At 38.5% G+C, this 22,503-nt stretch carries 20 protein-coding genes and 2 tRNA genes; 6 read left to right on the forward strand and 16 right to left on the reverse strand.

Translation table 11 applies throughout. The features are described from left to right. Positions 1–30: 30 nt before the first annotated feature. The 6 genes from trpE to acear_RS09610 all read right to left on the reverse strand — a co-directional run bounded on the left by trpE (position 31) and on the right by acear_RS09610 (position 7,793). A complete protein-coding gene (gene trpE / locus acear_RS09585) occupies positions 31–1,503 on the reverse strand; it encodes an anthranilate synthase component I (RefSeq protein ID WP_013278818.1) in 1,473 nt (490 codons plus the stop codon). Next, on the reverse strand, positions 1,490–2,305 hold the full coding sequence (gene aroF, locus acear_RS09590) for a 3-deoxy-7-phosphoheptulonate synthase (RefSeq protein WP_013278819.1): 816 nt from the start codon (positions 2,303–2,305) through the stop codon (positions 1,490–1,492). The genes trpE and aroF overlap by 14 nt, the downstream gene beginning before the upstream one ends. 205 nt (positions 2,306–2,510) lie before the next feature. Then, entirely contained in the window at positions 2,511–2,747 is a 237-nt protein-coding gene (mtrB, locus tag acear_RS09595) for a trp RNA-binding attenuation protein MtrB (protein ID WP_013278820.1), read from the reverse strand. Between the two features lie 99 nt (positions 2,748–2,846). Continuing rightward, entirely contained in the window at positions 2,847–3,827 is a 981-nt protein-coding gene (locus tag acear_RS09600; RefSeq protein WP_013278821.1) for a DapH/DapD/GlmU-related protein, read from the reverse strand. Positions 3,828–3,861: 34 nt separating this feature from the next. Beyond that, complete coding sequence (locus acear_RS09605; protein WP_013278822.1) at positions 3,862–4,353, reverse strand: phosphatidylglycerophosphatase A family protein; 492 nt, start codon at positions 4,351–4,353, stop codon at positions 3,862–3,864. Positions 4,354–4,403: 50 nt separating this feature from the next. After that, positions 4,404–7,793, reverse strand: a complete 3,390-nt coding sequence (locus tag acear_RS09610) for a DNA polymerase III subunit alpha (RefSeq protein WP_013278823.1) — start codon at positions 7,791–7,793, stop codon at positions 4,404–4,406. Between the two features lie 132 nt (positions 7,794–7,925). Here acear_RS09610 and acear_RS09615 point away from each other — a divergent pair, with 132 nt between their 5' ends. Both acear_RS09615 and acear_RS09620 read left to right on the forward strand, forming a co-directional pair. Continuing rightward, on the forward strand, positions 7,926–8,237 hold the full coding sequence (locus acear_RS09615) for a YtrH family sporulation protein (protein WP_013278824.1): 312 nt from the start codon (positions 7,926–7,928) through the stop codon (positions 8,235–8,237). A gap of 3 nt (positions 8,238–8,240) precedes the next feature. Continuing rightward, positions 8,241–8,714, forward strand: coding sequence for a sporulation membrane protein YtrI (locus acear_RS09620; RefSeq protein ID WP_013278825.1), 474 nt, complete (start codon positions 8,241–8,243; stop codon positions 8,712–8,714). On the opposite strand, the gene acear_RS09625 is transcribed toward acear_RS09620, so the two are convergent. From acear_RS09625 to acear_RS09640, 4 genes are all read right to left on the reverse strand, one after another. Further along, entirely contained in the window at positions 8,711–9,901 is a 1,191-nt protein-coding gene (locus tag acear_RS09625; RefSeq protein WP_013278826.1) for a pyridoxal phosphate-dependent aminotransferase, read from the reverse strand. The two genes, acear_RS09620 and acear_RS09625, sit on opposite strands and share 4 nt — an antisense overlap. 108 nt (positions 9,902–10,009) lie before the next feature. Further along, positions 10,010–11,830: a translational GTPase TypA gene (gene typA, locus acear_RS09630; RefSeq protein ID WP_013278827.1), complete on the reverse strand. Its 1,821-nt coding sequence runs from the start codon at positions 11,828–11,830 to the stop codon at positions 10,010–10,012. Positions 11,831–11,862: 32 nt separating this feature from the next. Beyond that, positions 11,863–12,624 (reverse strand): histidinol-phosphatase HisJ family protein, encoded by a 762-nt coding sequence (locus acear_RS09635; protein WP_013278828.1) that lies wholly within the window; start codon positions 12,622–12,624, stop codon positions 11,863–11,865. Positions 12,625–12,640: 16 nt separating this feature from the next. Continuing rightward, positions 12,641–13,042 (reverse strand): secondary thiamine-phosphate synthase enzyme YjbQ, encoded by a 402-nt coding sequence (locus tag acear_RS09640; RefSeq protein ID WP_013278829.1) that lies wholly within the window; start codon positions 13,040–13,042, stop codon positions 12,641–12,643. Between the two features lie 251 nt (positions 13,043–13,293). On the opposite strand from acear_RS09640, the gene acear_RS09645 reads away from it, so the two are divergent. Beyond that, positions 13,294–13,875 carry an acetate uptake transporter gene (locus acear_RS09645; RefSeq protein ID WP_013278830.1) on the forward strand — a complete coding sequence of 194 codons (582 nt, stop codon included), beginning with the start codon at positions 13,294–13,296 and terminating at the stop codon, positions 13,873–13,875. 61 nt (positions 13,876–13,936) lie between these two features. Here acear_RS09645 and acear_RS09650 read toward each other — a convergent pair whose 3' ends face one another. The 4 genes from acear_RS09650 to acear_RS09665 form a co-directional block, all read right to left on the reverse strand. Further along, the gene (locus acear_RS09650; protein ID WP_013278831.1) at positions 13,937–15,742 is read right to left on the reverse strand and encodes an NADH-dependent [FeFe] hydrogenase, group A6; all 1,806 of its coding nucleotides are present in this window, start codon (positions 15,740–15,742) and stop codon (positions 13,937–13,939) included. 20 nt (positions 15,743–15,762) lie between these two features. Next, the gene (locus acear_RS09655) at positions 15,763–17,565 is read right to left on the reverse strand and encodes an NADH-quinone oxidoreductase subunit NuoF (RefSeq protein ID WP_013278832.1); all 1,803 of its coding nucleotides are present in this window, start codon (positions 17,563–17,565) and stop codon (positions 15,763–15,765) included. 16 nt (positions 17,566–17,581) lie between these two features. Continuing rightward, entirely contained in the window at positions 17,582–18,076 is a 495-nt protein-coding gene (locus tag acear_RS09660; RefSeq protein ID WP_013278833.1) for an NADH-quinone oxidoreductase subunit NuoE family protein, read from the reverse strand. A gap of 102 nt (positions 18,077–18,178) precedes the next feature. Continuing rightward, positions 18,179–18,577 (reverse strand): Fur family transcriptional regulator, encoded by a 399-nt coding sequence (locus tag acear_RS09665; RefSeq protein WP_013278834.1) that lies wholly within the window; start codon positions 18,575–18,577, stop codon positions 18,179–18,181. 377 nt (positions 18,578–18,954) lie between these two features. Here acear_RS09665 and acear_RS09670 point away from each other — a divergent pair, with 377 nt between their 5' ends. The 3 genes from acear_RS09670 to acear_RS09680 all read left to right on the forward strand — a co-directional run bounded on the left by acear_RS09670 (position 18,955) and on the right by acear_RS09680 (position 19,481). Beyond that, the gene (locus acear_RS09670) at positions 18,955–19,173 is read left to right on the forward strand and encodes a NifU family protein (protein ID WP_013278835.1); all 219 of its coding nucleotides are present in this window, start codon (positions 18,955–18,957) and stop codon (positions 19,171–19,173) included. Positions 19,174–19,299: 126 nt separating this feature from the next. After that, a tRNA-Pro gene (locus acear_RS09675) sits at positions 19,300–19,377 on the forward strand. Positions 19,378–19,394: 17 nt separating this feature from the next. Then, a tRNA-Tyr gene (locus tag acear_RS09680) sits at positions 19,395–19,481 on the forward strand. Positions 19,482–19,501: 20 nt separating this feature from the next. On the opposite strand, the gene acear_RS09685 is transcribed toward acear_RS09680, so the two are convergent. Together acear_RS09685 and acear_RS09690 are read right to left on the reverse strand one after the other, a co-directional pair. Further along, positions 19,502–21,157 (reverse strand): AMP-binding protein, encoded by a 1,656-nt coding sequence (locus tag acear_RS09685; protein WP_049772697.1) that lies wholly within the window; start codon positions 21,155–21,157, stop codon positions 19,502–19,504. A gap of 143 nt (positions 21,158–21,300) precedes the next feature. Next, a complete protein-coding gene (locus acear_RS09690; protein WP_013278837.1) occupies positions 21,301–21,801 on the reverse strand; it encodes a superoxide dismutase family protein in 501 nt (166 codons plus the stop codon). Positions 21,802–22,503: the final 702 nt, after the last annotated feature.

Raw genomic sequence — 22,503 nt, forward strand, 5'->3', positions numbered from 1 at the left:
CTCTCAGCTAATATTTTTTCTCTTCTCAACTCAATCTACTAATTCAAGCGCTGCCAGCAGCGCTTCCGCCTTATTTAAGGTCTCATAATACTCAGCTTCCGGCTGAGAATCAGCCACAATTCCAGCTCCAGCCTGAAGATACACCTTCTGATCATAAAAAAGCATCGTCCGAATTGTAATACAGCTGTCTAGATTACCATCAAATCCAAAGTACCCTATAGCTCCAGCATAAGGTCCCCGTTTTGTAGGCTCTAATTCCGATATAATCTCCATCGCCCTGATCTTAGGAGCTCCCGAAACAGTTCCAGCCGGAAAACAGGCCTTGAGCGCATCAAAACTGCTGTAATTTTCTCTTAACTCTCCTCTGATGTTAGAAACTAAATGCATTACATGGGAATACTTCTCTATCTCCATAAACTCATCTACTTCCACACTGCCGTACCGACTGACTCTACCGACATCATTGCGTCCCAAATCGACTAACATAGTATGCTCAGCCCGCTCCTTTTTATCATTCAGCATCTCCTCTGCCAGTGCATTATCTTCTTCTTCAGTCTCGCCCCGCCTTCTCGTACCGGCTATCGGCCGGTTTTCTACATTTCCATCTTCTACTCTAACTAACATCTCCGGCGAAGCACCGATTAACTCTAAATCAGCAAAATTAAGATAATACATATAGGGAGAAGGATTAACCCGCCTAAGGCTTCGATAAACATCAAAGGGCTCAGCTTCAGTAAGAACCTCTAATCTTTGGGAAAGAACCACCTGAAAGATATCCCCAGACTTAATATACTCTTTAGCCTGCTCTACTTTAGCTGTAAATTCAGACTTAGTTAAATTGGATTTAAACTCAAACTCATTCTGCTTACTCTTCTGGCGCAGAGAAATAGGCGGTTTCTGCTCACCTAAAGACCGATTCAATCTACTCTTTAGTCCCTCAATCCTTTCAACTGCCTCTTGATAAGCTGTTTTAGGATCGCCATTAACTCTGGCATTAGCAACTATCTTGATCTTATGTTTGACATGATCAAAAATTAAGATAGTATCAGTCAGCATAAATAATGCATCCGGGACCTCCAAACCTGACTCAGGCTGAGGAATCTCTTCAAAAGAAGTTACCAGTTCATAACCAAGATAGCCTACTGCTCCGCCAGAAAACCGCGGCAGTCCATCTACTTCTACTGGCTGATACCGGTCCAATACTTCCTCAAGCTCCTTTAATGGCTCTTCAGTTCTGTGTTCCTCTACTCTATTCCCTTCTTCAATCTTCACCTTTCCCTGCTGATAGCTAAAAATCAAGAAAGGATCTATTCCAATAAAGGAATAACGGCCTACCTTCTCTCCGCCTTCTACACTTTCTAATAGATAGGAATATTCTCCAGTATCGAGCTTTTTAAAAGCCGATACCGGCGTCTCCAGATCAGCTACCACTTCCGAATAGACAGGAACCAAGTTTCCCTTATCAGCTTTAGCCATAAACTCTTCGCGATTAGGATAATACATTTCTATTGGCTCCAATTACCTCTACTAAATCTTCAAATTGAGATAGTGTCAATGACTGGTCTCGAGTACAGAAGGTCTCATCAGTTTCAAAATGAACCTCTACCATAACTCCATCGACTCCAGCAGCAAGACCGGCTTTTGCCAGAGGAATTATCAAATCACTTCTTCCCGCTGCCTGACTGGGATCAATAATTACCGGCAGATGGCTTAACTGACGGATAATGGGGACAGCACTGATATCCAGCAGATTCTCAGTATACTGCTGAAAGCATTTAATACCCTGCTCACAGAGAATTACATCCTGGTTACCTGCATCAAGAATATATTCAGCTGCCAACAGCCATTCACGGATAGTTGCACTCATACCTCTTTTCAGAATTACTGGAAGATTATAATTGCCTACCTCCCGCAATAAAGGATAATTCTGCATATTCTGCGAACCAATCTGGAGAATATCAACATATTCAGCTATAGATTCAACCTGACGAATATCCATTACTTCAGTAGCTATCAATAAACCTGTCTCTTCTTTCACTTCAGCCAGCATCTCTAAACTTAAATCTTCTAATCCTTGACTGGAATAAGGGGATAACTGTAATTCATAACGCAATACCTCAGCTCCAGCCTCTTTTAAAGACACAGCAGCAGTAAAGAACTTTTCTCTACTCTCTATAGCACAAAAATCAGCTATTACTGTCGGCTCTCCACTTCCAATTCCAATATCTCCAATCCCAATTATACTCTTCTCTAACTTATCACTTTTACCGGCTAAAGGATATAGTTCTTTAGCAGGTTGACTCATCTAAGCTCAGCTCCTCTCTTCTCTAACCTAATTTTTTTAACTAAAAAAACCTGGCTCAATTGAGCCAGGGTTACATAAGCTAGTCAAAGACTAAATATGCAGTAAATAGACATACTCAGCCTCTATTCACTCTGCTCATCTCACCTAAACTCAACTACTCTAATCTCTTCTAAACTATAGACTTAACTTCACCTAATCTAAAACTCTATTCCGCGTCAACGTCTCCTGATGTTGCCTCACCATGTTCAGTAATAATATCAGCCTTACCCCTTATCTTAATGGCTGAAGTATGTTCAGTAAACTGGGCTAACATGACTTCACCAGCATCTAACTTCTCAGTATGATGGAACTTAGTCTGCTCTCCTCTAGTCAAACCGATAATTGTAACTCCATCTTCTAAGGCTTTAATTACTACATAATCTTCCTCAACTCTATTTGGCATTAATGTTTCCTCCTTAATAAGGAATAACTTATCTTCCTTTTAAGACTATATGTCCTCATGATAATATAATTAACTTTTATTGTCAAGTAAATTTGTGAACTACTCTAACTCATCTTCATACTTTTCAGCCAAAAATTCAAACAGCTTCTTTTCTTGTTGATAATCTTCAATCGGTCTAGCAGGAGACCCAATAACAGTCAAACCGGACTCTACTTTGCTTCCATAAGGCACAACAGCTCCTGAGCCAACAGTAACCTCGGACTCTATATTAGCAGTATGCACAATGGCATTCGAACCAACCATTACATTTTTTCCAACTGTGCCTCCTACAATAGCACCGCTGCCGATAAAAGTACCGCCTTCAATAACTGTAGAGATAACCTTTCGATCATCAGCCGATTCCAACTTAGCCCGTTTGCGACCGACATTGAAGATTCTGGCCAGAGGTCCGATTCTAATCTTATCTCTAATCGTTACATTACTCTCCAAATTAGCCGCAGTTCCAATTGAAACATCATTCCCGATTTTTACATCACTTCTAATTGTAACATTTTCTTCAATCTTAACATTATTTCCAATTTCAACATTGTCACCAATGATAGCTCCAGTACCGATATGACAATTATCTCCAATAACTGTATTACTTCTAATGATAACTCCGGTTCCCACAAATGTATTCTGCCCAATCTTTACCTCTTCATTTAAAATAGCATTACCAACTACCCGACTTCCGTGGTCTAAATAGACACCATCATAGAGTTCAGCCAGAGAACTGACACTGGCACCATCCATTAACGTTACTTTACGCCACTCTCTTATTTCTTTCTGGTCCTTAAAATCTGTTACTGGAACGATAGTAATAATCGGATCCAGACAGATATTTTCAATTAAAGCCATCATTTCCTCTAGCATCTCACCTTTAACTACAACTGATAAATCAACCTTTCTTCCTTCAGGTCCTCTAATTACTTTAACTGAATAATGGAGATCATAATCAGAAAGTTTATCCCGTAGTTTATAGCTTTCAGTACCGCCTACAGTAGTTCTTATCTGATAATAGTCTGCTTGATTAACTTCCATATCGCTCCCCCTTCCATTTAACATTGTAAGGTATTTATGAAATTTCTGCCTGTTCCTGTTCTTCCTGTTTCAGTTGATGAGCCAGCCTAGCTGATGCTGCGGAAGCAATTCCTGCTACAATGTCATCAAGAAAGGTGTCCACTCTTCCTTGACTATTATCCAGTTTTTTGATAATTCCTGTCTTTTCTTTATCTAAATATCCAAAACTAGTTACTCCAATAGTACCGTAAATATTTGCTATCGTCATAGCCAAGCTTTCATCAATTCCATACAGCGGTTCATCAGTCTTAATAATAGTAGCCAGCGGCTCTTCTAATTTATCATCTTCAGCCATCTTATCTAAGGCTAAACCGGTTAAGATTGTATGCTGTACTTCCCGTTTTTCAAATACCCGCTCTACATTAATAATACAGTCTTCTAAAGTTAAATTAGGATTATAAGGCACTTGCAGTTCATAAACGATCTCTGCTATAGCCTTCAATTTAACCCCTCTCTGCTTTAATAAATTAATCACCAGCTCTTTCATCTAATCCCCCCCTCTAAACATTAAACCATACAGCTATATTATATGCTTAACTAAGCAAGAATGTAATCTTCCACTCCAGAAATTTCCTGCAATCTATTCTCCAATCCTGGTTCTAATTTAACTGAAAACTGACTACTGGTTGAAATAATAATCTTCTCTCTGTTTAACTTAAGCACTAAGTAAACAGGTGTAGAACCCGAAAATTTCTTTAATGCTGCAGCCAATTGTTGTAATTCCGCAGAACTAATTTCCTTTACTTTCAAATATAATTTCTTTTCTGGTGCTTTCTGCAGACTATGAGCAATTAATTTAGCGCCTTCCTCATTCTGATCTAATCTTCCCTGCCCCATTATAAACTCATTAGGTATCAATAGTTCTTGAAATTTATTATACTGCTCAGGAAAGACTACTACTTCTAACTGACCTGTCCTATCTTCTAACTCTAAAAAAGCCATATCTTTTCCATTCTTAGTTATAATCTGATTTATGCTATTTATAATACCTCCAAATCGAACCTCTTCTTTATCAGCTAAATCTTTGATGGCCACTATAGATTCAAATCTATTCTCCGCTAATAAGTCCTGATATTTATCAATAGGATGACCAGAAATATAGAGGCCTAAATACTCCCGTTCCATAGCCAGTAACTGGTCATGGCTGTATTCAGACATCTCCGGCAGCTTTACTTCAACATTACCAAACTCATCAGCATTCAGAAAGTCACCGAAAGACTGCTGTCCATTCCCCTTCTCTTTCTGTATTTTATGGGCCTGTTCATAAAGATCTTCTATAACTGTTAACATCTGTGATCGATAAGCCCCTAAAGAATCAAAGGCTCCAGCCTTAATTAAACTCTCTATCACCCGCTGGTTAACCTTACCTAAGAAGACCTTCTGGCAGAAATCAGTTAAAGATTCAAAAGCGCCTTCTTCCTGTCGGGCTCTGATTATCTCTTCAATAGCTTTCTGCCCCACATTTTTAACTGCCTCCAGGCCAAATCTAATCCTATCTCCAACTACAGTAAATCTAACCTCACTTTCATTCACATCAGGCGGTAAAACTTCTATTCCCATGCGGTTACATTCTTCAATATAGCGGGCAACTTTATCGCTATTGCCCATGATACTGCTTAATAATGCTGCCATATACTCTACCGGATAATAAGTCTTGAGATAAGCAGTTCGATAAGAAACAAAAGCATAGGCGGCACTGTGGGATTTATTAAAGCCGTAACCACCAAAGTACTCCATTAAATCAAATAATTCATTGGCCAATTCTTCAGAATATCCTTTATCCAGAGCACCGTCAATAAACTTCTGGCGGTGCTTTTTCAACAGCTCAGGTTTCTTTTTGCCCATACCCCGGCGGAGAATATCTGCTTCCCCAAGGCTGTAACCGGCTATTTCATTAGCAATCCGCATTACCTGTTCCTGATAAAGAATCACACCATAGGTCTCTTCTAAGATCTCTTCCAGATCAGCATGAGGATACTCAACCTCTGCTTCTCCATGGCGCCGTTTGATAAAGTCATCCACCATACCGCTGCCTAACGGCCCCGGCCTCCCTAAAGCCAATAGAGCAATTAAGTCCTCAAACCGTGTCGGCTTTAAGTCAGCAATCAACCGCTGAAAGAGATTGGATTCAATCTGAAAGAGACCTTCAGTATTACCGGTCTGCAGCAGTTGATATGTCTGCTCATCATCAAGCGGAATCTCATCTAAATCCAGTTTGATTCCTTGAGTTCGTTCAATAATTTCTAATGTATTATTAATTACTGTTAAGGTCCGCAGTCCTAGAAAGTCCATCTTTAACAGACCGATAGCCTCTAGGTCTCCCATCGGATACTGAGTAGTAACCTCCCCTTTATTCTGCTGGAGGGGAGTATACTCTGTTAATTCCTCTTTAGAAATAACAACTCCGGCTGCATGAGTGGAAGCATGGCGCGGCAGCCCTTCTAATTTCTGAGCATAATCGATTAGCTCTTTTATCTCATCCTTTTTCTGGCAAAGATCTTTAAGCTCCTGAGAAGACTCCAAAGCCTCATCTAAATCAGCATCAAAAGGAATTAACTTTGCTATCTTATCCACCTGAGCATAGGAAAGATCCAGAACCCTTCCTACATCCCTGACTACTGCCCGAGCTGCCATAGTTCCAAAAGTAATAATCTGGGCTACCCGATCCTGTCCATACTTTTCAGTTACATAATCAATTACTTCATCACGCCGCTGATAACAGAAATCTATATCAATATCAGGCATACTCACCCGCTGAGGATTTAAAAATCTCTCAAAGATCAAACCGTGCTCCAGTGGATCTATATCTGTAATCCCTAATACATAAGAAACTAAACTGCCGGCTGCACTTCCCCGTCCAGGGCCGACCATAATCCCTTTTTCTTTAGCATATTCAATAAAGTCCCAGACAATTAAAAAATAAGCCGGATATCCCATTTCGTTAATAATCTCTAATTCATAATCCAGCCGTTCCTGCACTTCATCAGTTACTTCACCATAACGCTTTCTAGCTCCTTTTAAACATAACTCCCGCAAATAAGAAGATAGATTCTTCTCCTCCGGCACATCATAATATGGAAGATAGGTCTGATCAAAATCTAATTCTACATTACAGCGTTTAGCAATCTCTACAGTATTCTCAATTGCCTGTGGCACTTCGGAAAAAATATCAGCCATCTCCTGGCCGCTCTTTAAGTAAAATTCATCATTGGGAAACTTCATTCTATCCTCTGTTGTCAGCAGCTTACCTGTCTGAATACAGAGTAAGACATCATGGGCCTGAGCATCTTCCTGGTTAAGATAATGAACATCATTGGTAGCCACTAACGGTACATCCATCTCTTCCCCTAACTCGATTAATGAATGATTGATTATCTTTTCTTTTCTTAAGCCCTGATCCTGTAATTCCAGATAAAAATCATTCTCACCAAATATATCTTGATAAGTGCTGATCATTTCTTTTACCTGCTGTTGCTGTTCATTCAAAAGACCTCTAGCTATTCTACCTGCCAGGCAGCCGCTTAAACATATTAGTCCTTCATTATATTTTCTAAGCAGTTCTAGGTCAATTTGCGGTTTATAATAAAATCCCTCAAGATATCCTTTAGAAACTAACTTTAATAAATTTCGATATCCCTGGTTATTTTTAGCCAGTAAAACCAAATGATAAGGACTATCTGCCCGGTTATGTTTCTGATTAAATCTACTCTCTGGGGCTACATAGACTTCAGAACCGATAATCGGTTTAATTCCAGCATCTTTAGCTGCTTTGTAAAATTCTACTGCCCCATACATATTTCCGTGATCAGTAATAGCTAAGGCTGGCATTCCATAGTCAGCAGCTTGGGTTACTAATTCTCCAATTCTAGCCGCTCCATCAAGAAGACTATATTCAGTGTGACAATGGAGATGTACAAAACCACTCATATACCAGCCCTCCTTTATTACCCTAATATGTATTAATTCACGTTAACTACTCTAAAATCCTGCCTCTAAAAATCAGTTCTAAATTAACATTTGAATCAATATATATTATTAACAATTCAAGCAGGTGATAATATGCAGAGAATAATTATAGCCTTCTTTACTTCACTTGGAGTCTTATTAGGGGGAGTATTAGTCGGAAGTTTAGCTAGTGCCTTTACACAGCAATCACCAATTAAGCTGATGTTTAAATTAGCCAAAGATATCAAACTATGGGCTATCGCCACTGCTATCGGTGGAACTTTTTCCAACCTAAGAGTTTTAGAAGGCGGCTTCATGGAGGGAAAAATATCTTTAGTAGCCAAACAGCTATTAGTCTTAATCTCAGCATTTTTAGGAGCCCAGTTAGCTATCTGGTTAATCACTATTTTAACCGGAGGTAAATAGATTATGAAGTTCAGATTCCTAACTCTTACTCGACATGAACTATATCAATTACTAGCCACCTTTATTTTAGGATTAATTATCGGAGCATTAGTAATAAATTTGATTACTGCCCGCCAGATTGATCAATTGATCTATAAGAATAAAGAATTAACAAATCAGATCCAGGCTCAGAATGATGAATTAGAAAAATTAGAAGAAAGTTTGGCTAATCGAAAGTGGAAAGTAGTCCAGAATATAAAAATTATAATCGAAACTGAAGAGAACAAACATATCAAGCAGCAGTTAGAAGAAAAATTATATGAATTATTAAAGAGTATTATCGGCCGCCAAATGAATAAGATTGATGGTACTTTAATTAGTAATACTATTGACGACCGGGTAATCTTAGTTGATAGTGCAAATTATAAAATAAATTTAATCTGGCTGCTACTTCAGCAGGAAACTATAGTTAAGGTTGAAGCAACTAGCACCGATTAAGCTTCAATTCCTAATAGATCTTCAATTCTATCCAAGGCTTTAGTTAATTCCGACAGGGAAGCCGCATAAGATAAACGTAGATAGCCGGGAGCACCGAAGGCTGAACCGGGTACCACTGCCACTCTAGTTTCAGTAAGCAGAACATCAGCCAACTTATAATCATCAGTAATCTCTTCATCAGCTACTGTACTTCCTATTAATTCAGTACCATTAACAAATAAATAAAAAGCTCCTTTAGGATTCTGGGCTGACAAACCATTGATTCGATTAATTCTATTTACAATATAATTCCTCCGCTCCTCAAAGGCTGCTACCATCTTATCTACAGGATCCTGACTGCCCTCTAATGCAGCTATACTGGCCTTCTGAGCAATAGAGTTTGGATTAGAAGTACTATGACTCTGCAGTTTCGACATAGCAGACACTATCCTGCTATCAGCAGCTGCATAGCCGATTCTCCAGCCGGTCATGGAATAAGCCTTAGAAACACCATTGATTAAGATTGTTAAATCCCTAACTTCTTTACCCAGACTGGCTATACTTACCGGCTTCTCGTCATAATATATTTTTTCATAAATCTCATCAGCAATAATATAAATTCCATTCTCCACGGCTATTTCAGCAATCTCTGTTAATTCATCCTCAGTATAGACTGCTCCAGTAGGATTGGAAGGAGAATTCAGAATAACCCCCCGGGTTTTATCAGTAATTCCAGCCCTTAAATCTTCAGGCTTAAGTTTAAAGCCATTCTCTTCTTCTGTCTCAACAATTGCCGCTTCTCCCCCTGCTAACTTAATCTGCTGGGGATAGCTTACCCAGTAAGGAGTAGGTACGATAATTTCATCGCCGCCTCCACAGATAGCCTGAAGGGTATTATATAGTGAATGCTTGGCTCCAGAAGAAACAATAATCTCTTCAGGGCTATATTCTAACCCATTTTCTCGTTTCAGTTTATCACAGATAGCCTCTTTTAATTCTAGAATTCCGGAAGTCGTAGTATAATTAGTAAATCCAGCTTCAATTGCCTCAATTGCTGCTTCTTTTATATGGTCTGGTGTCTCAAAATCAGGTTCTCCCGCTCCTAAACCAACAATATCAAGCCCCTGATTTTTCATTTGAGTTGCTTTTGAACTAATTGCTAAAGTAGGTGATTCCTCAATTTTCTGCACCTTGGATGTTAGATACATTGGTTTCCCCCTCTCGAATTAATTGCCATTAAAGCTTACTTTCACTACCTAGAATTAAATTTCCTCATTAACAAATGCTTTTCCTGCTCAAAACTCAAATAAAGTTAATCAATTCTTATTAGACTTTCTACGCTGCTTAGCATTTAAAATTTTCTTTCTCAATCTAATATTATGCGGTGTTACTTCAACATACTCATCATCATCAATATAATTTAAGGCTTCTTCCAGACTTAGATCAGTAGAAGGAATTAAGTCGATTGCCTCATCAGCAGAACCAGAACGCATGTTATCCAATTTCTTCTGCTTACAGATATTAATATCTAGATCATTCTGCCGGGCATTAGCTCCGATAATCATACCGCGATAGACTCTAGTTCCAGGCTTGACAAAGATAGTTCCTCGCTCCTGTGCATTAAAGATACCGAATCTTGTTACTTCACCTTCTTCCGTCGCTATTAAAGAACCATGCTGTCTTTCCGGCAGTTCACCCCGATAAGGAGCATAATGGGAAAAGGTATGGTTAATAATCCCTTCTCCTTTAGTTATAGTCAAAAAGTCAGATCTAAAGCCGATCAAACCTCGAGCCGGGATCCCAAACTCCAGTCTAACTCTATCAGCATTAAGCTGAGTCATATTCTGCATCTGGCCCTTACGCTGGCCTATCTCTTCCATAATTGTTCCCATAAATTCTTCCGGAATATCGATTACTAATTCTTTTATCGGCTCTAACTTCTGCCCATTCTCTTTTTTAGTGATTACATCCGGTTTAGAAACCTGAAATTCATAACCTTCCCGCCGCATAGTCTCAATTAAGACTGATAAATGCAGCAGTCCCCGCCCTGAAACCCGCCAGGTATCCGGGCTTTCAGTCTCGGCAATATCCAAAGCTACATTACTCTCCAGTTCTTTATCAAATCTAGCCTGTAGATGTCGTGAAGTTAAAAATTCACCTTCCTGTCCAGCAAAAGGACTGTCATTAGTAGTAAAAGTCATCGTCACTGTCGGTTTTTCAATCTCAATAAACGGTAGCGGTTCAGGAGCATCTTTATCTGCAATCGTCTCCCCAATATTTATCTCTTCTAAACCAGCAATTGCTACTATATCACCAGCCTTGGCCTCTTCTACTTCTTTGCGCCCAAGGCCTGAATATTTATAGAGACTACTTATCTGATCAGTAATAATACTGCCATCTGATCTACAGATTGAAACTACAGCTCCATTGGATACTCTTCCTCGTTTGATCTTACCTACTGCCAACCTTCCTACATAATCATTATACTCTATTGTAGTCACGACCATCTGCAGCGGAGCAGTTAAATCTACAGCTGGAGGCGGAATTTTAGTAATTATTTCCTGGAATAAAGGTTCTAAATCATTATTCTCTTCTCCTATTTCTTCTCTGGCGAATCCCTCCAACCCTGAAGCATAAACTACTGGAAACTCCAACTGTTCAGCAGAAGCTTCCAATTCAATAAATAGTTCCAAAACTTCATCTTCTACTTCATAAGGTCGGGCATTACTGCGATCTATCTTATTAATTACTACTACCGGTTTTAGATCCAAGGCCAATGCTTTTCGTAAAACAAACTTTGTCTGCGGCATCGGTCCTTCAAAACCATCTACAATCAATAATACGCCGTCTACCATCTTTAAAATTCGTTCTACTTCTCCTCCAAAATCAGCATGGCCGGGAGTATCGACAATATTGATCTTAGTTCCCTGATAATCAATAGCAGTATTCTTAGATAAGATAGTAATCCCGCGCTCCCGCTCTAAATCATTAGTATCCATCACTCGGTTTTCTACCTGCTTCTGCTCATGAAAAACTCCGCTCTGTTTTAACATACTATCAACTAAAGTTGTCTTTCCATGATCAACATGAGCAATAATGGCTATATTTCTAATATCATCTCTAGTAATTAATTCCATAATTATAAGTCTCCTCTATTTAGCCTTAAACTTTAAATACTTACTAATTTACGCTGTCGGTCCTTAAAAGTAGCTATTTTCTCATATCCTATATCCTTTAGAAGGTCTTGTGCTGAATCTAAATTCTCCCCTACCCGCTTAGAAATATGAGCATCTGAACTTAAAGTTACAGGAATCTCTAACTTATATGCTTCTTCTAATATTTTACGGCTAGGATAGATCTCTTCTACAGGCTTATTAAGCCCATTTGTATTAAGTTCAATACAGAGTTTTTCTTTAGCTATTGCTTGCAAAGCTGGCCCCACATACTCTAATATATCACTCTGCGGATGAAAATCAAAGACTTTAATTAAATCAAGATGGCCTATAATATCAAACAGACCTGATCTGGCAGCCTGAGATAGATAATTAAAGTATCTTTCATAGACTTCATCAATATCACGATTATTATATTCATCAATATAGTCAGGATGGTCAAACATCCAATCACCAAGATAATGTATAGAGCCGATTACAAAATCAAAATTAAATTGAGTTAAAAAATCAGCAATTTCTTCTTCCTTTCCAGGAGTATAATCCATTTCAATCCCAAACTTAAGCTCAACATCATTGAACTCTTGGTTGACAACCTGGATATTGTCTAGTTGAAACATATTATGATAACGGTTATGGTCAGCAATTCCTACTTCCTTAATCCCCTTCTTTTTAGCCTGCTTCACAAACTTTCTTAAGTTGTCTTTTGAATGGTCTCCATCATCGTGAGCAATAGGATGAACATGATAATCTACTAACATTTCTCTCCTCCTCTAATTACTCTTTTCCAACCAATTTTATCTTTAATTTTCTAGACCGAGGACCATCAAATTCACAAAAATAAATCCCCTGCCAAGTTCCTAAAGCCAATTCTCCCTGCTCAATAATTATCTGCTGGCTACAGCCAACTAATGTTGATTTAATATGGGCAGCTGAATTCCCTTCTAAATGCTGATAATCATCTTCAAAAGGAATTACTTTATTTAATTCTTTTAAAATATCCTGCTGCACTGTTGGATCAGCATTCTCATTAATAGTAACTGCAGCAGTAGTATGAGGTACAAATAGAGTACAGATTCCGGAGCTTAAACTTAAATCTGAAATTAGACTCTGAACTTTATTGGTTATATCTATCATTTCAGTCTTTGAATTGGTGCTTATTGTTAGACCATAAACCATTCTACCCCTCCTACTAATATTTTAAACAGAACTTTCACCTATTAATTCTTAATTGAAAAAATTATTCCTGCAAGATAGATTTTTTATTAGAAAAATTTAAAAAACCTTTGACATTTAAAACGAATTTATATATAATCTCTATAATAATATCAAGAGAAAGGAGAGATTTTGTACTAAATTTGACAAATAATAATACATAATGACAATTAAAATTATTTTATCATTAAAAAATTACAAAGGAGAATTAGTATATGGCTAACAATAAGATAGCTAATCCAGCACCATTGGGTTTAGCTGGCTTTGCCTTAACAACTTTTGTTCTTAGTTTTTATAATGCCGAAATCCTGTCAACAGGAGAAGCAATAGTATTTCCACTGGCATTATTTTATGGTGGCTTAGCTCAATTCATGGCTGGAATGTGGGAATTTAAAACAGGTAATACCTTTGGAGCAACTGCTTTTACTTCTTACGGTGCCTGGTGGATGTTCTTCGCTTTATTCGAATATTCTATTACACTAGGCTGGATCGACCTAGGCGCCAATGCTGCCACCTCCGTAGGATTAGTACTCATTGCTTGGGGGATTTTTACTTTTTACATGTGGTTAGGTACTTTTAAATTAAATAGAGCACTCTGGCTTATCTTCTTGACATTATGGATCACTTTTTTCCTTTTAGCTCTCGGAGATCTAGTAGCACCTAAATTCGGAATACTAGGCGGATATATGGGAATTATCTGTGCTCTTATAGCCTGGTATACTTCTGCCGCAGAAATAATTAACGACGTCTCAGATGAAACTGTACTTCCTTTAGGAGAAAAGAATATTTCTGCTTAAATCTATTTTATTAATAAATTTTATAGTAAATCCCTTCCTGCGCAGGAAGGGATTTTTACTCTTAATTATTTTTATCTGCTTCCTTCATCTCTTTACCCTTCTGTTCACTATAACGCTCTTCGTGAGTATACAGCTGTCTATCCGTATAAGAAGTATGTAACAACTTCTGTGATTTTTCTCCATGCGGCTTCTCAAGAAAGCTATCATATAATTCTTTAACAAATGGATTCTCATGAGCGACTTTAATATCTTTTCTTCCATCTGATTTAAGCAGTCCATCTGCTCTTGCTACTCTATCTTCAACCATTCTTGCCCATCGATCACGTCCAGAATAAATCGGCTGTCCTCCACCGCCAACACATCCACCGGCTGGACAGGCCATTACTTCTACAAAGTCATAATCAGCTTCACCAGATAGTACACGGTGAATCAATTTGCGTGCATTTCCTGTTCCTCTAGCTACTGCTACGTTTATACTCCGGTCTTCATCCAATTTTACTTCAGCTTCATTAAAGTCTTGACTTCTTACTTTCTGTAATTCAAAATCCTCTAATCTTTCGCCTGTTAATTTTTCATAAACAGTGCGGAGTGTTGCTTCCATTACTCCACCAGTAGAACCAAAGATAACTCCAGCACCAGTAGCATAACCCATAGGTTCATCATACTCTTGTTCTGGTAGATTCTCAATATCTATACCTATCTGTTTAATCATCTCCCCTAGTTCACGGGTAGTCAAAACAGCATCAACATCCTGCCTACCGCTGTCATCCATCTCCGGCCGCTGTGCTTCGTATTTTTTAGCTACACAAGGCATAGTAGAAACAGAAAATATATTATCAGGGTCAATACCTGCTTTCTCAGCATAATAGGTCTTAGCCAATGCTCCAAATACCTGCTGTGGTGATTTACAGCTAGAAAGATTGTCCAACAGCGATGGATAGAAAGATTCACAGAACTTAACCCAGCCGGGACAACAGGAAGTAAATTGGGGTAAATCTTTGCCACTCTCTAAACGTTCCATTAACTCACGGCCCTCTTCCATCACAACAACATCGGCTCCAAAGCAATCATCAAAAACTCTATCAAAGCCTACCCTTTTTAGGGCGGATACTAGCTTACCAGTAACTAAACTCCCTACTTCCATACCAAACATCTCACCGATAGTAACTCTAATTGCCGGAGCAGTCTGAATAACTACATGCTTCGTATCATCAGCTAGAGCATCCCAGACTTTCTGTTTATCATCCTGTCCGTGCAAAGCTCCCGTGGGACAGACCATAATACATTGACCACAGGTAATACAAGGGGTATCCATCAGACTTTCATTAAAAGCAGGGGCAGCAACAGAATCAAACCCGCGTTCATTTATATCATAGATATGTACTTCCTGAATCTCGCTACAGACACTGATACAGCGCCGGCAGCGGATACATTTGCTCGGTTCTCTAACCAATGCGGGAGATAAATCATCAACGGGAAACTCATTCCGCTCACCATCAAAATCTATATCTCTAATACCATGCTGTTTGGCTATTGACTGCAGTTCGCAGTTTTGATTGGCAGCACAGGTCAAACAATCAAAAGGATGATCAGATAATAACAATTCGATCATTTTCTTTCTAGCTTCTATAACTCCTGGAGTATTAGTCCTCACCTCTAATCCATCAGTTACATTATAAACACAAGATGGTTGATAATTCTCTTCCCCCTCTATTTCAACTAAACAGACTCGACAGGAGCCAGGTTCATTCAAATCCTCAAGATAACAGAGAGTCGGAATATCAATATCAAGCTTTTCCGCTGCATCCAATACTGTTGCTCCTTCTTCTACTTCTACCTCTTGACCATCTACTGTTACACTGACCACTAATTAACCTCCTCTCAAACTTAACCTCTGGTAATTACTTCAAAGGGACACTCTTCTTCACAAATACCACAACTTTCACAGATCTCAGGATCGATTTCATATCCTTCTTCTTTACTACCTGTAATCGCTGAAACGGGACATTCTTCCTTACAGACCCCACAAGCCTCACAAGCTTCTTCATCTATTTTATAACTTGCTAAATCTTTACAGACACCGGCTGGACAATATTTATCAAATACATGGGCTTCATACTCATCTCGAAAGTACTCCAGAGTACTTAAAATTGGATTAGGGGCTGACTGGCCTAGACCACAGAGAGCTGTCTTTTTTATCTCATGACAGAGTGCTTCTAATTTATCAAGAATATTTTCCTCTGCTTCACCGCTGACAATTCTATTCAACATCTCCAATAAGCGTTTAGTTCCTACTCTTCCTGGGGTGCATTTACCACAGGCTTCATCCTGGGTAAAGTCCAGATAGAAGCGAGCTACATCTACCATACAGGTATCTTCATCCATCACAATCAAGCCACCTGAACCCATCATAGAACCGACTTCCAGCAGAGAATCATAATCCATTGAAATATCTAACTTTTCCCTCGGCAGACATCCGCCAGAAGGTCCTCCTGTCTGAGCTGCTTTGAATTCTTTATCATCAGGAATTCCACCACCCAGATTAAAGATTACCTCTCTAAGTGTTGTCCCCATAGGCACTTCAATCAATCCGGTATTATGGATATCTCCAGCTAAAGCAAAGACCTTTGTCCCCGTGCTTTCTTCGGTACCTATATGGCTAAACCAATCGCCTCCATTCAAAATAATCTGAGGAATATTGGCTAAAGTCTCTACATTATTAATTACAGTCGGCTGGTCCCATAGACCATCATTAGCTGGATAAGGTGGCTTACCATGTGGATCTCCTCTATCTCCTTGAACTGAATGAATTAAAGCTGTTTCTTCCCCACAGACAAAAGCACCAGCTCCAACCCTTATCTCTACATTAAAATCAAATCCGCTGCCAAATATATCTTCCCCTAACACTCCTAGCTCTCTAGCAGATTCAATAGCCTTCTCTAATCTATCCACTGCCAGCGGATATTCAGCTCTAACATAGACATAACCTTGATTAGCTCCAATAACATAGGCTCCAATGGCCAGTCCTTCAATTACGCTATGAGGGTCTCCCTCTACAATGCTGCGGTCCATAAATGCACCAGGATCGCCTTCGTCAGCATTACAGATAATAAACTTCGGTGAGCCTTCTGCTGATTTAGTTAGTTCCCACTTAACTCCTGTAGGAAAACCACCGCCTCCTCTACCGCGTAATTTTGAAGTCTTTACTTCGTCAATTATCTCTTCAGGAGTCATCTCTGTTAGTGCTTTTCCTAGAGCCTGATAACCATCCCGGGCTATATACTCCCTAATATTATGAGGTTCAATTAAGCCGCAGTTTCTCAATGCAATCCGCTGTTGGTATTTATAAAAACCCATATCCTCATACTGGGCAACTTTACGGCCGGTTTCTGGTTCTTCATACAGTAACTCTTCTATAATCTCATCTTTAATTAAATGTTCTTCTACAATCCGCTGGGCATCTTCTGGCTCTACCTGACAATAAAAGATCCCTCCCGGATTATCTTCCTGATAGATTACTACTATAGGACCTTTTTCACAGAAGCCGAAACAGCCGGTCTGAACCAATTTCACTTCTCCTGTAAGCCCTTTCTCTTCCAGATTTTCCAACAAATTATTATAAATTTCAGGCCCGCCAGATGAAAAACAGCTTGTTCCACTGCAGACTAATACCTCAGCCTCTATCGACATCCTTTCCCTCCTTTACCTATTCATATTTGTCCAATAAATCTGATACTTGATCTTCTTTTAATCTACCGTGAGTATCATCTCCAACCTTAATAACTGGAGCCATACCACAGGCACCTATACATCTAGTAGTCTCTAAAGTAAATAAGCCGTCCTCTGTTGTTTCTCCAGGCTCTATTTCTAACTCAGTCTTAAACTGTTCTAAAATATCTTCAGCTCCCTTTACATAACAGGCAGTACCGGTACAGACTTCTATAGTATACTTACCTCTCATCTCTGTAGAAAAAAGCGAATAAAAACTTATTACCGCATATACTTTGCTAAAAGGAATATCCAGCCCTTCAGCAATATGAACCTGAATTTTACGCGATAGATGGCCAAATATCTGCTGTGCCTGATGTAAAACATTGATTAAAATTCCTTCCTGGCCTCGATTCTGTTCAATAATCTCATCCAATTTCTCAAACTTCTCATCTTCAGATAACTCTTTGATCTCCTCTGTAGCCTGCATCATCTGCACCTCCTAACTTTACAGTGATTAGTATCTCCGGTTAGAAGGAAAATATACTAAGCAATAAAAAATACCAGGGCGATATCTATCAACCCTGGTTAATACCTATTCTTCTTCTTTACATTCAGCACAAGTGCCAAAGAATTCTAAACGATGATGACTTATACTGCATCCCATCTCTTCTTCTACCTTTTGATCTAAATCAGAATGGACCGGCTCACTCACATCACAGATTTTACCGCATTCTAAACAAGTAAAGTGATAGTGATTTTCTGCATTACCATCAAAATGGCTGTGAGAACTACCGTAATTCAACTCCATAATTTTTTCCATCTCTTTTAGAACATTGAGATTACGATAAACAGTCCCCAGACTAATATTGGGCATCTCCTGCTTGACTTGATCATAAATCCAGTCAGCAGTTGGATGAGAATCAGTATTACGCAGAACCTCTAATATCTTCTTTCTCTGTTTAGTCATTCTTCTTTTAGGCTGAGTTCCCATTTTCTACACATCCTTTACAATTAATAGTAACAATTATTTATGTTAATTATATCAACTAATATTTAAAGTGTCAAAATCAAACCAAAATATAATATATAATGTGAAATAATTTCATTAATTCAAAGGATTTATCTAAAACATCCAAAGAAAACTCCATCCAAATATTTTATTTGGGTGGCGATGAATTTAGATAATATTTGAAGTTTAAATATCTTCAAATATTAAAGTCAGTATGATATAATATTATTAACAAGATTATAAAAAACAGTAATGTTAACTCACTATCAGTGGGTTCGACCCCTTGTTAAAGGTATTTATTATATACTAAAAATAAATTTCTAAGTTATGTTCTAATATAGAGGAGGTGACTTATCTAAATGAAAGAAGAAGTAGAAGCTGCTTTAGATAAAATCAGGCCATCATTAGAAGCAGATGGCGGTGGTGTTGAATTAATTGACGTTGAAGAGGGAGTTGTTAAGGTAAAGTTAACAGGAGCCTGTGGCGGCTGCCCCATGTCGCAAATGACTCTTAAAAACGGTATCGAACGAGTACTCAAGGAAGAAATTCCTGAAGTTGAAAAAGTAGAATCAGTATAGAACAAAAAGACCTTGCTGAAATTTCAGCAAGGTCTTTTTGATTTTTTTAATTTTTACCCTTGACGAAAAGCAAAAAATCCTTTATAATTTATATTGTCGTCATTTTGAAAAGAAATTTTAATTTATCGGAGCATGGCGCAGCTTGGCTAGCGCACCTGGTTTGGGACCAGGGGGTCGCAGGTTCAAATCCTGCTGCTCCGACCATTTCAACTCCATATTATGGAGGGGTTCCCGAGTCCGGTCAAAGGGAGCAGACTGTAAATCTGCCGGCGATGCCTTCAGAGGTTCGAATCCTCTCCCCTCCACCATTTATCACTATCAAAATCTTTTAAGCTGTTTCAAACTCTTCAACATCATGGAGATTATAATTTTCAATTGCTCTTTCACGCAATTTATATTTCTGGACCTTGCCACTTGCTGTCATTGGATAATTATTGACAACCTCAATCTTCTTAGGCAGTTTATGCCAGGAAATCCGATCTTTAAAGTAATTAAAAATTTCTTCTGCAGTAGCTTCTTCTCCATCTTTGAGCTGAATATAAGCCATGACTTCTTCTCCATACTTTTCATCAGGAATACCTACAACCTCTACATCTTTAATCTTAGGATGATCATAGAAATGTTCTTCAACTTCCCGAGGATATACATTCTCTCCACCGCGAATAATCATATTTTTAAGCCGTCCTGTAATTTTACAGTAGCCGTCCTTATCCATAATAGCTAAGTCACCAGTATGCAGCCAACCATCACCATCAATAGTCTCTTCTGTCTCCTCCGGCATCTTATAATAACCTTCCATCACATGGAAGCCACGCGTACATAATTCTCCCTGTACTCCAGGCGGTACTTCTTTACCGGTATCAGGATTTACAATCTTAACTTCCACATTAGGCAAAGCTCTACCAACAGTAGATACTCTCCGTTCCAAGGAATTATCAGTTCTTGTCTGTGTAATTACTGGTGATGCTTCTGTCTGTCCATAAGCAATAGTAATCTCTTCAGCTCCCATCTTATTAATAACCTGCTTCATTACTTTCATAGGACAGGGCGAACCAGCCATAATTCCTGTCCGTAATGAACTTAAATCATATTGATCAAAGTCCGGATATTCCAGTTCCGAGATAAACATAGTCGGTACACCATGAACCGCTGTGCATTCCTCAGCTTCAATAGTTTCTAATACAGGCTCCGGTTTAAACTTAACTATCGGCACCATCGTTGCTCCTTTAGTTACACAAACTAAAGTCCCTAATACACAACCGAAACAGTGGAAGAATGGTACCGGAATACATAATCTATCTTCATTAGTAAATTCCATACAGTCAGCTATATAATTTGCATCGGCTATAATATTAGTATGAGTTAACATTACTCCTTTAGGAAAGCCGGTAGTTCCAGAAGTATACTGCATATTAATTACATCATCAGGATTTAAACTATTCTGTCGCTTTCTTAATTTAACATTGGATGCTTGTTTACCTAATTCCATAATATCATTCCAATGATACATTCCAGCAGGTACATCTCCATCCCCAATATAAATTACATTCTTAAGATGAGGGAGATTCTCTGATTTCAGCTCACCAGGTTCACTGCTCTTTAACTCAGGACAGATTTCATATAATATTTCAGGATAATCGGCTCTCATCCCCTCCGACAGAATTAAGGTTTCGGCATCTGACTGTTTTAATAAGTATTCTAACTCCATAGCCCGATAATTAGTATTAACTGTAACTAAAACCCCACCCATCTTACCAGTAGCAAACTGTGTTATTAACCACTCTGGCTGATTATGGGCCCAAATTGCTACATGATCACCAACATCAATTCCTAACTCCATAAATCCCTTAGCTGCCTGATTACAGACATCTCTAAATTCTCGATAACTATACCTAATTTCCTTCTCAGTATAAACTACAGCATCATTCTCAGAATACTTAATTGCTTGCCTGTCCAACAATTCACCTAAAGTCATCTCCAGCACTTTTGGCATTACTATTAACTCCCCCTATGATACACTTCTTACTACTTGATGATCATTAATAGCCCTGAAAAATATAAAATATCTTCCGCCGCTAGTTTATTGATTTTAGCATATTAATGAAAATTAATCAAGAGAATCAAATATCAACTCCACTCAATTACTCCACAGGCTAGCCTCTTTCCAGCAGCTCCTGCTGGTTGACTGCGGTAATCATCAGGATTCTGATGAATAATTACTGATCTGCCTATCACATCTTCCACTTCAAATTTATTAGTAAAAAATGACATTCGAGCAAAACCATTATTTGAAAAAAGCACCGGCAGATCACCAGCATGGTTTCCATGGGGCTGATTAGTTGGATTATAATGGTCTCCTGCTGCCTGAAAGGGATCATCAGGATCACCTACTTTACAGGTACCAAACTCATGAATATGAAAACCATGCGGACCTATAGGCGGCTGGTCATTCTGAGCTGCTTGAAAAGGCGGTAAACCCTTAACTTCTACTATAACTCTAGTTCCCCCTGGTACAGCTTTAAAATAAACAACTCCTTTGAGACCTGGAGCCAATGGTCCTCCTTTAATAATTGCTTTTGCTATTCTATCAGAATTCTTAAAGTCCACTTCCTCTTTTAACTTTATCATCATAACTCCCTCCTTTATTCTTCACTATATGCTTTTAAGATGCTGTATGATAAAAAAATAAAAGAGATACATCAACTTAAGATGATTTTTAATTGCAGATTATAGTCAACAAATCTCTTACGCTTGCCATTCGTTCGACGTCCTGTCTCACTCATTATCAAAAACAGTTTGGAGCCATGGAGGGTCCGCAGGATTATTAATCCTTGCTCCTAGCCTTGTAAATTAGAGAAATAATACTGTTTTTTTGCTTCATGAGTTTCTCCCATAGCCAGTATTGGTCTTTATGCTGGCTATGCGGAAAACTGTTTTTTGACAGTGAGCGAAACAGGACGTTGAGCGAACGACAAGCAGCGGATACATATTGACTATTTATAGCACAGAAATTTCATTAATCTGGTTTTAAACACGCCCTCTCAGATAATTTTGCACAATTTAGTTAATATCTTGCAAAAAGCGACTTTAAAGCAGTCCCACAAGAGAAAATAGTTAACATATAAAGCGGAATCTTTAAATCATAACACTAAGATTTATTTACTACTGAGTGACTAGGACTGATTTCTGGAGCGTTTGCAAGATATCAACTCTAAACTGCAACAATACATCAATTTAATTCTAAATTAATTATTATCTTCACTTAAACTCTTTCTTAATATCAACCTTCATACTATCAAGTTTCTTAAGCAATAAGAAACCCCTGATTTT

The organism is Acetohalobium arabaticum DSM 5501 (assembly GCF_000144695.1).
Classification (GTDB): domain Bacteria; phylum Bacillota; class Halanaerobiia; order Halobacteroidales; family Acetohalobiaceae; genus Acetohalobium; species Acetohalobium arabaticum.

Coding starts and splice junctions, on each gene's coding strand:
- trpE (WP_013278818.1), bottom strand. CDS start 1,503: ATGTATTATCCTAATCGCGAAGAGTTTATGGCTAAAGCTGATAAGGGA.
- aroF (WP_013278819.1), bottom strand. CDS start 2,305: ATGAGTCAACCTGCTAAAGAACTATATCCTTTAGCCGGTAAAAGTGAT.
- mtrB (WP_013278820.1), bottom strand. CDS start 2,747: ATGCCAAATAGAGTTGAGGAAGATTATGTAGTAATTAAAGCCTTAGAA.
- acear_RS09600 (WP_013278821.1), bottom strand. CDS start 3,827: ATGGAAGTTAATCAAGCAGACTATTATCAGATAAGAACTACTGTAGGC.
- acear_RS09605 (WP_013278822.1), bottom strand. CDS start 4,353: ATGAAAGAGCTGGTGATTAATTTATTAAAGCAGAGAGGGGTTAAATTG.
- acear_RS09610 (WP_013278823.1), bottom strand. CDS start 7,793: ATGAGTGGTTTTGTACATCTCCATTGTCACACTGAATATAGTCTTCTT.
- acear_RS09615 (WP_013278824.1), top strand. CDS start 7,926: ATGCAGAGAATAATTATAGCCTTCTTTACTTCACTTGGAGTCTTATTA.
- acear_RS09620 (WP_013278825.1), top strand. CDS start 8,241: ATGAAGTTCAGATTCCTAACTCTTACTCGACATGAACTATATCAATTA.
- acear_RS09625 (WP_013278826.1), bottom strand. CDS start 9,901: ATGTATCTAACATCCAAGGTGCAGAAAATTGAGGAATCACCTACTTTA.
- typA (WP_013278827.1), bottom strand. CDS start 11,830: ATGGAATTAATTACTAGAGATGATATTAGAAATATAGCCATTATTGCT.
- acear_RS09635 (WP_013278828.1), bottom strand. CDS start 12,624: ATGTTAGTAGATTATCATGTTCATCCTATTGCTCACGATGATGGAGAC.
- acear_RS09640 (WP_013278829.1), bottom strand. CDS start 13,042: ATGGTTTATGGTCTAACAATAAGCACCAATTCAAAGACTGAAATGATA.
- acear_RS09645 (WP_013278830.1), top strand. CDS start 13,294: ATGGCTAACAATAAGATAGCTAATCCAGCACCATTGGGTTTAGCTGGC.
- acear_RS09655 (WP_013278832.1), bottom strand. CDS start 17,565: ATGTCGATAGAGGCTGAGGTATTAGTCTGCAGTGGAACAAGCTGTTTT.
- acear_RS09660 (WP_013278833.1), bottom strand. CDS start 18,076: ATGATGCAGGCTACAGAGGAGATCAAAGAGTTATCTGAAGATGAGAAG.
- acear_RS09665 (WP_013278834.1), bottom strand. CDS start 18,577: ATGGGAACTCAGCCTAAAAGAAGAATGACTAAACAGAGAAAGAAGATA.
- acear_RS09670 (WP_013278835.1), top strand. CDS start 18,955: ATGAAAGAAGAAGTAGAAGCTGCTTTAGATAAAATCAGGCCATCATTA.
- acear_RS09690 (WP_013278837.1), bottom strand. CDS start 21,801: ATGATAAAGTTAAAAGAGGAAGTGGACTTTAAGAATTCTGATAGAATA.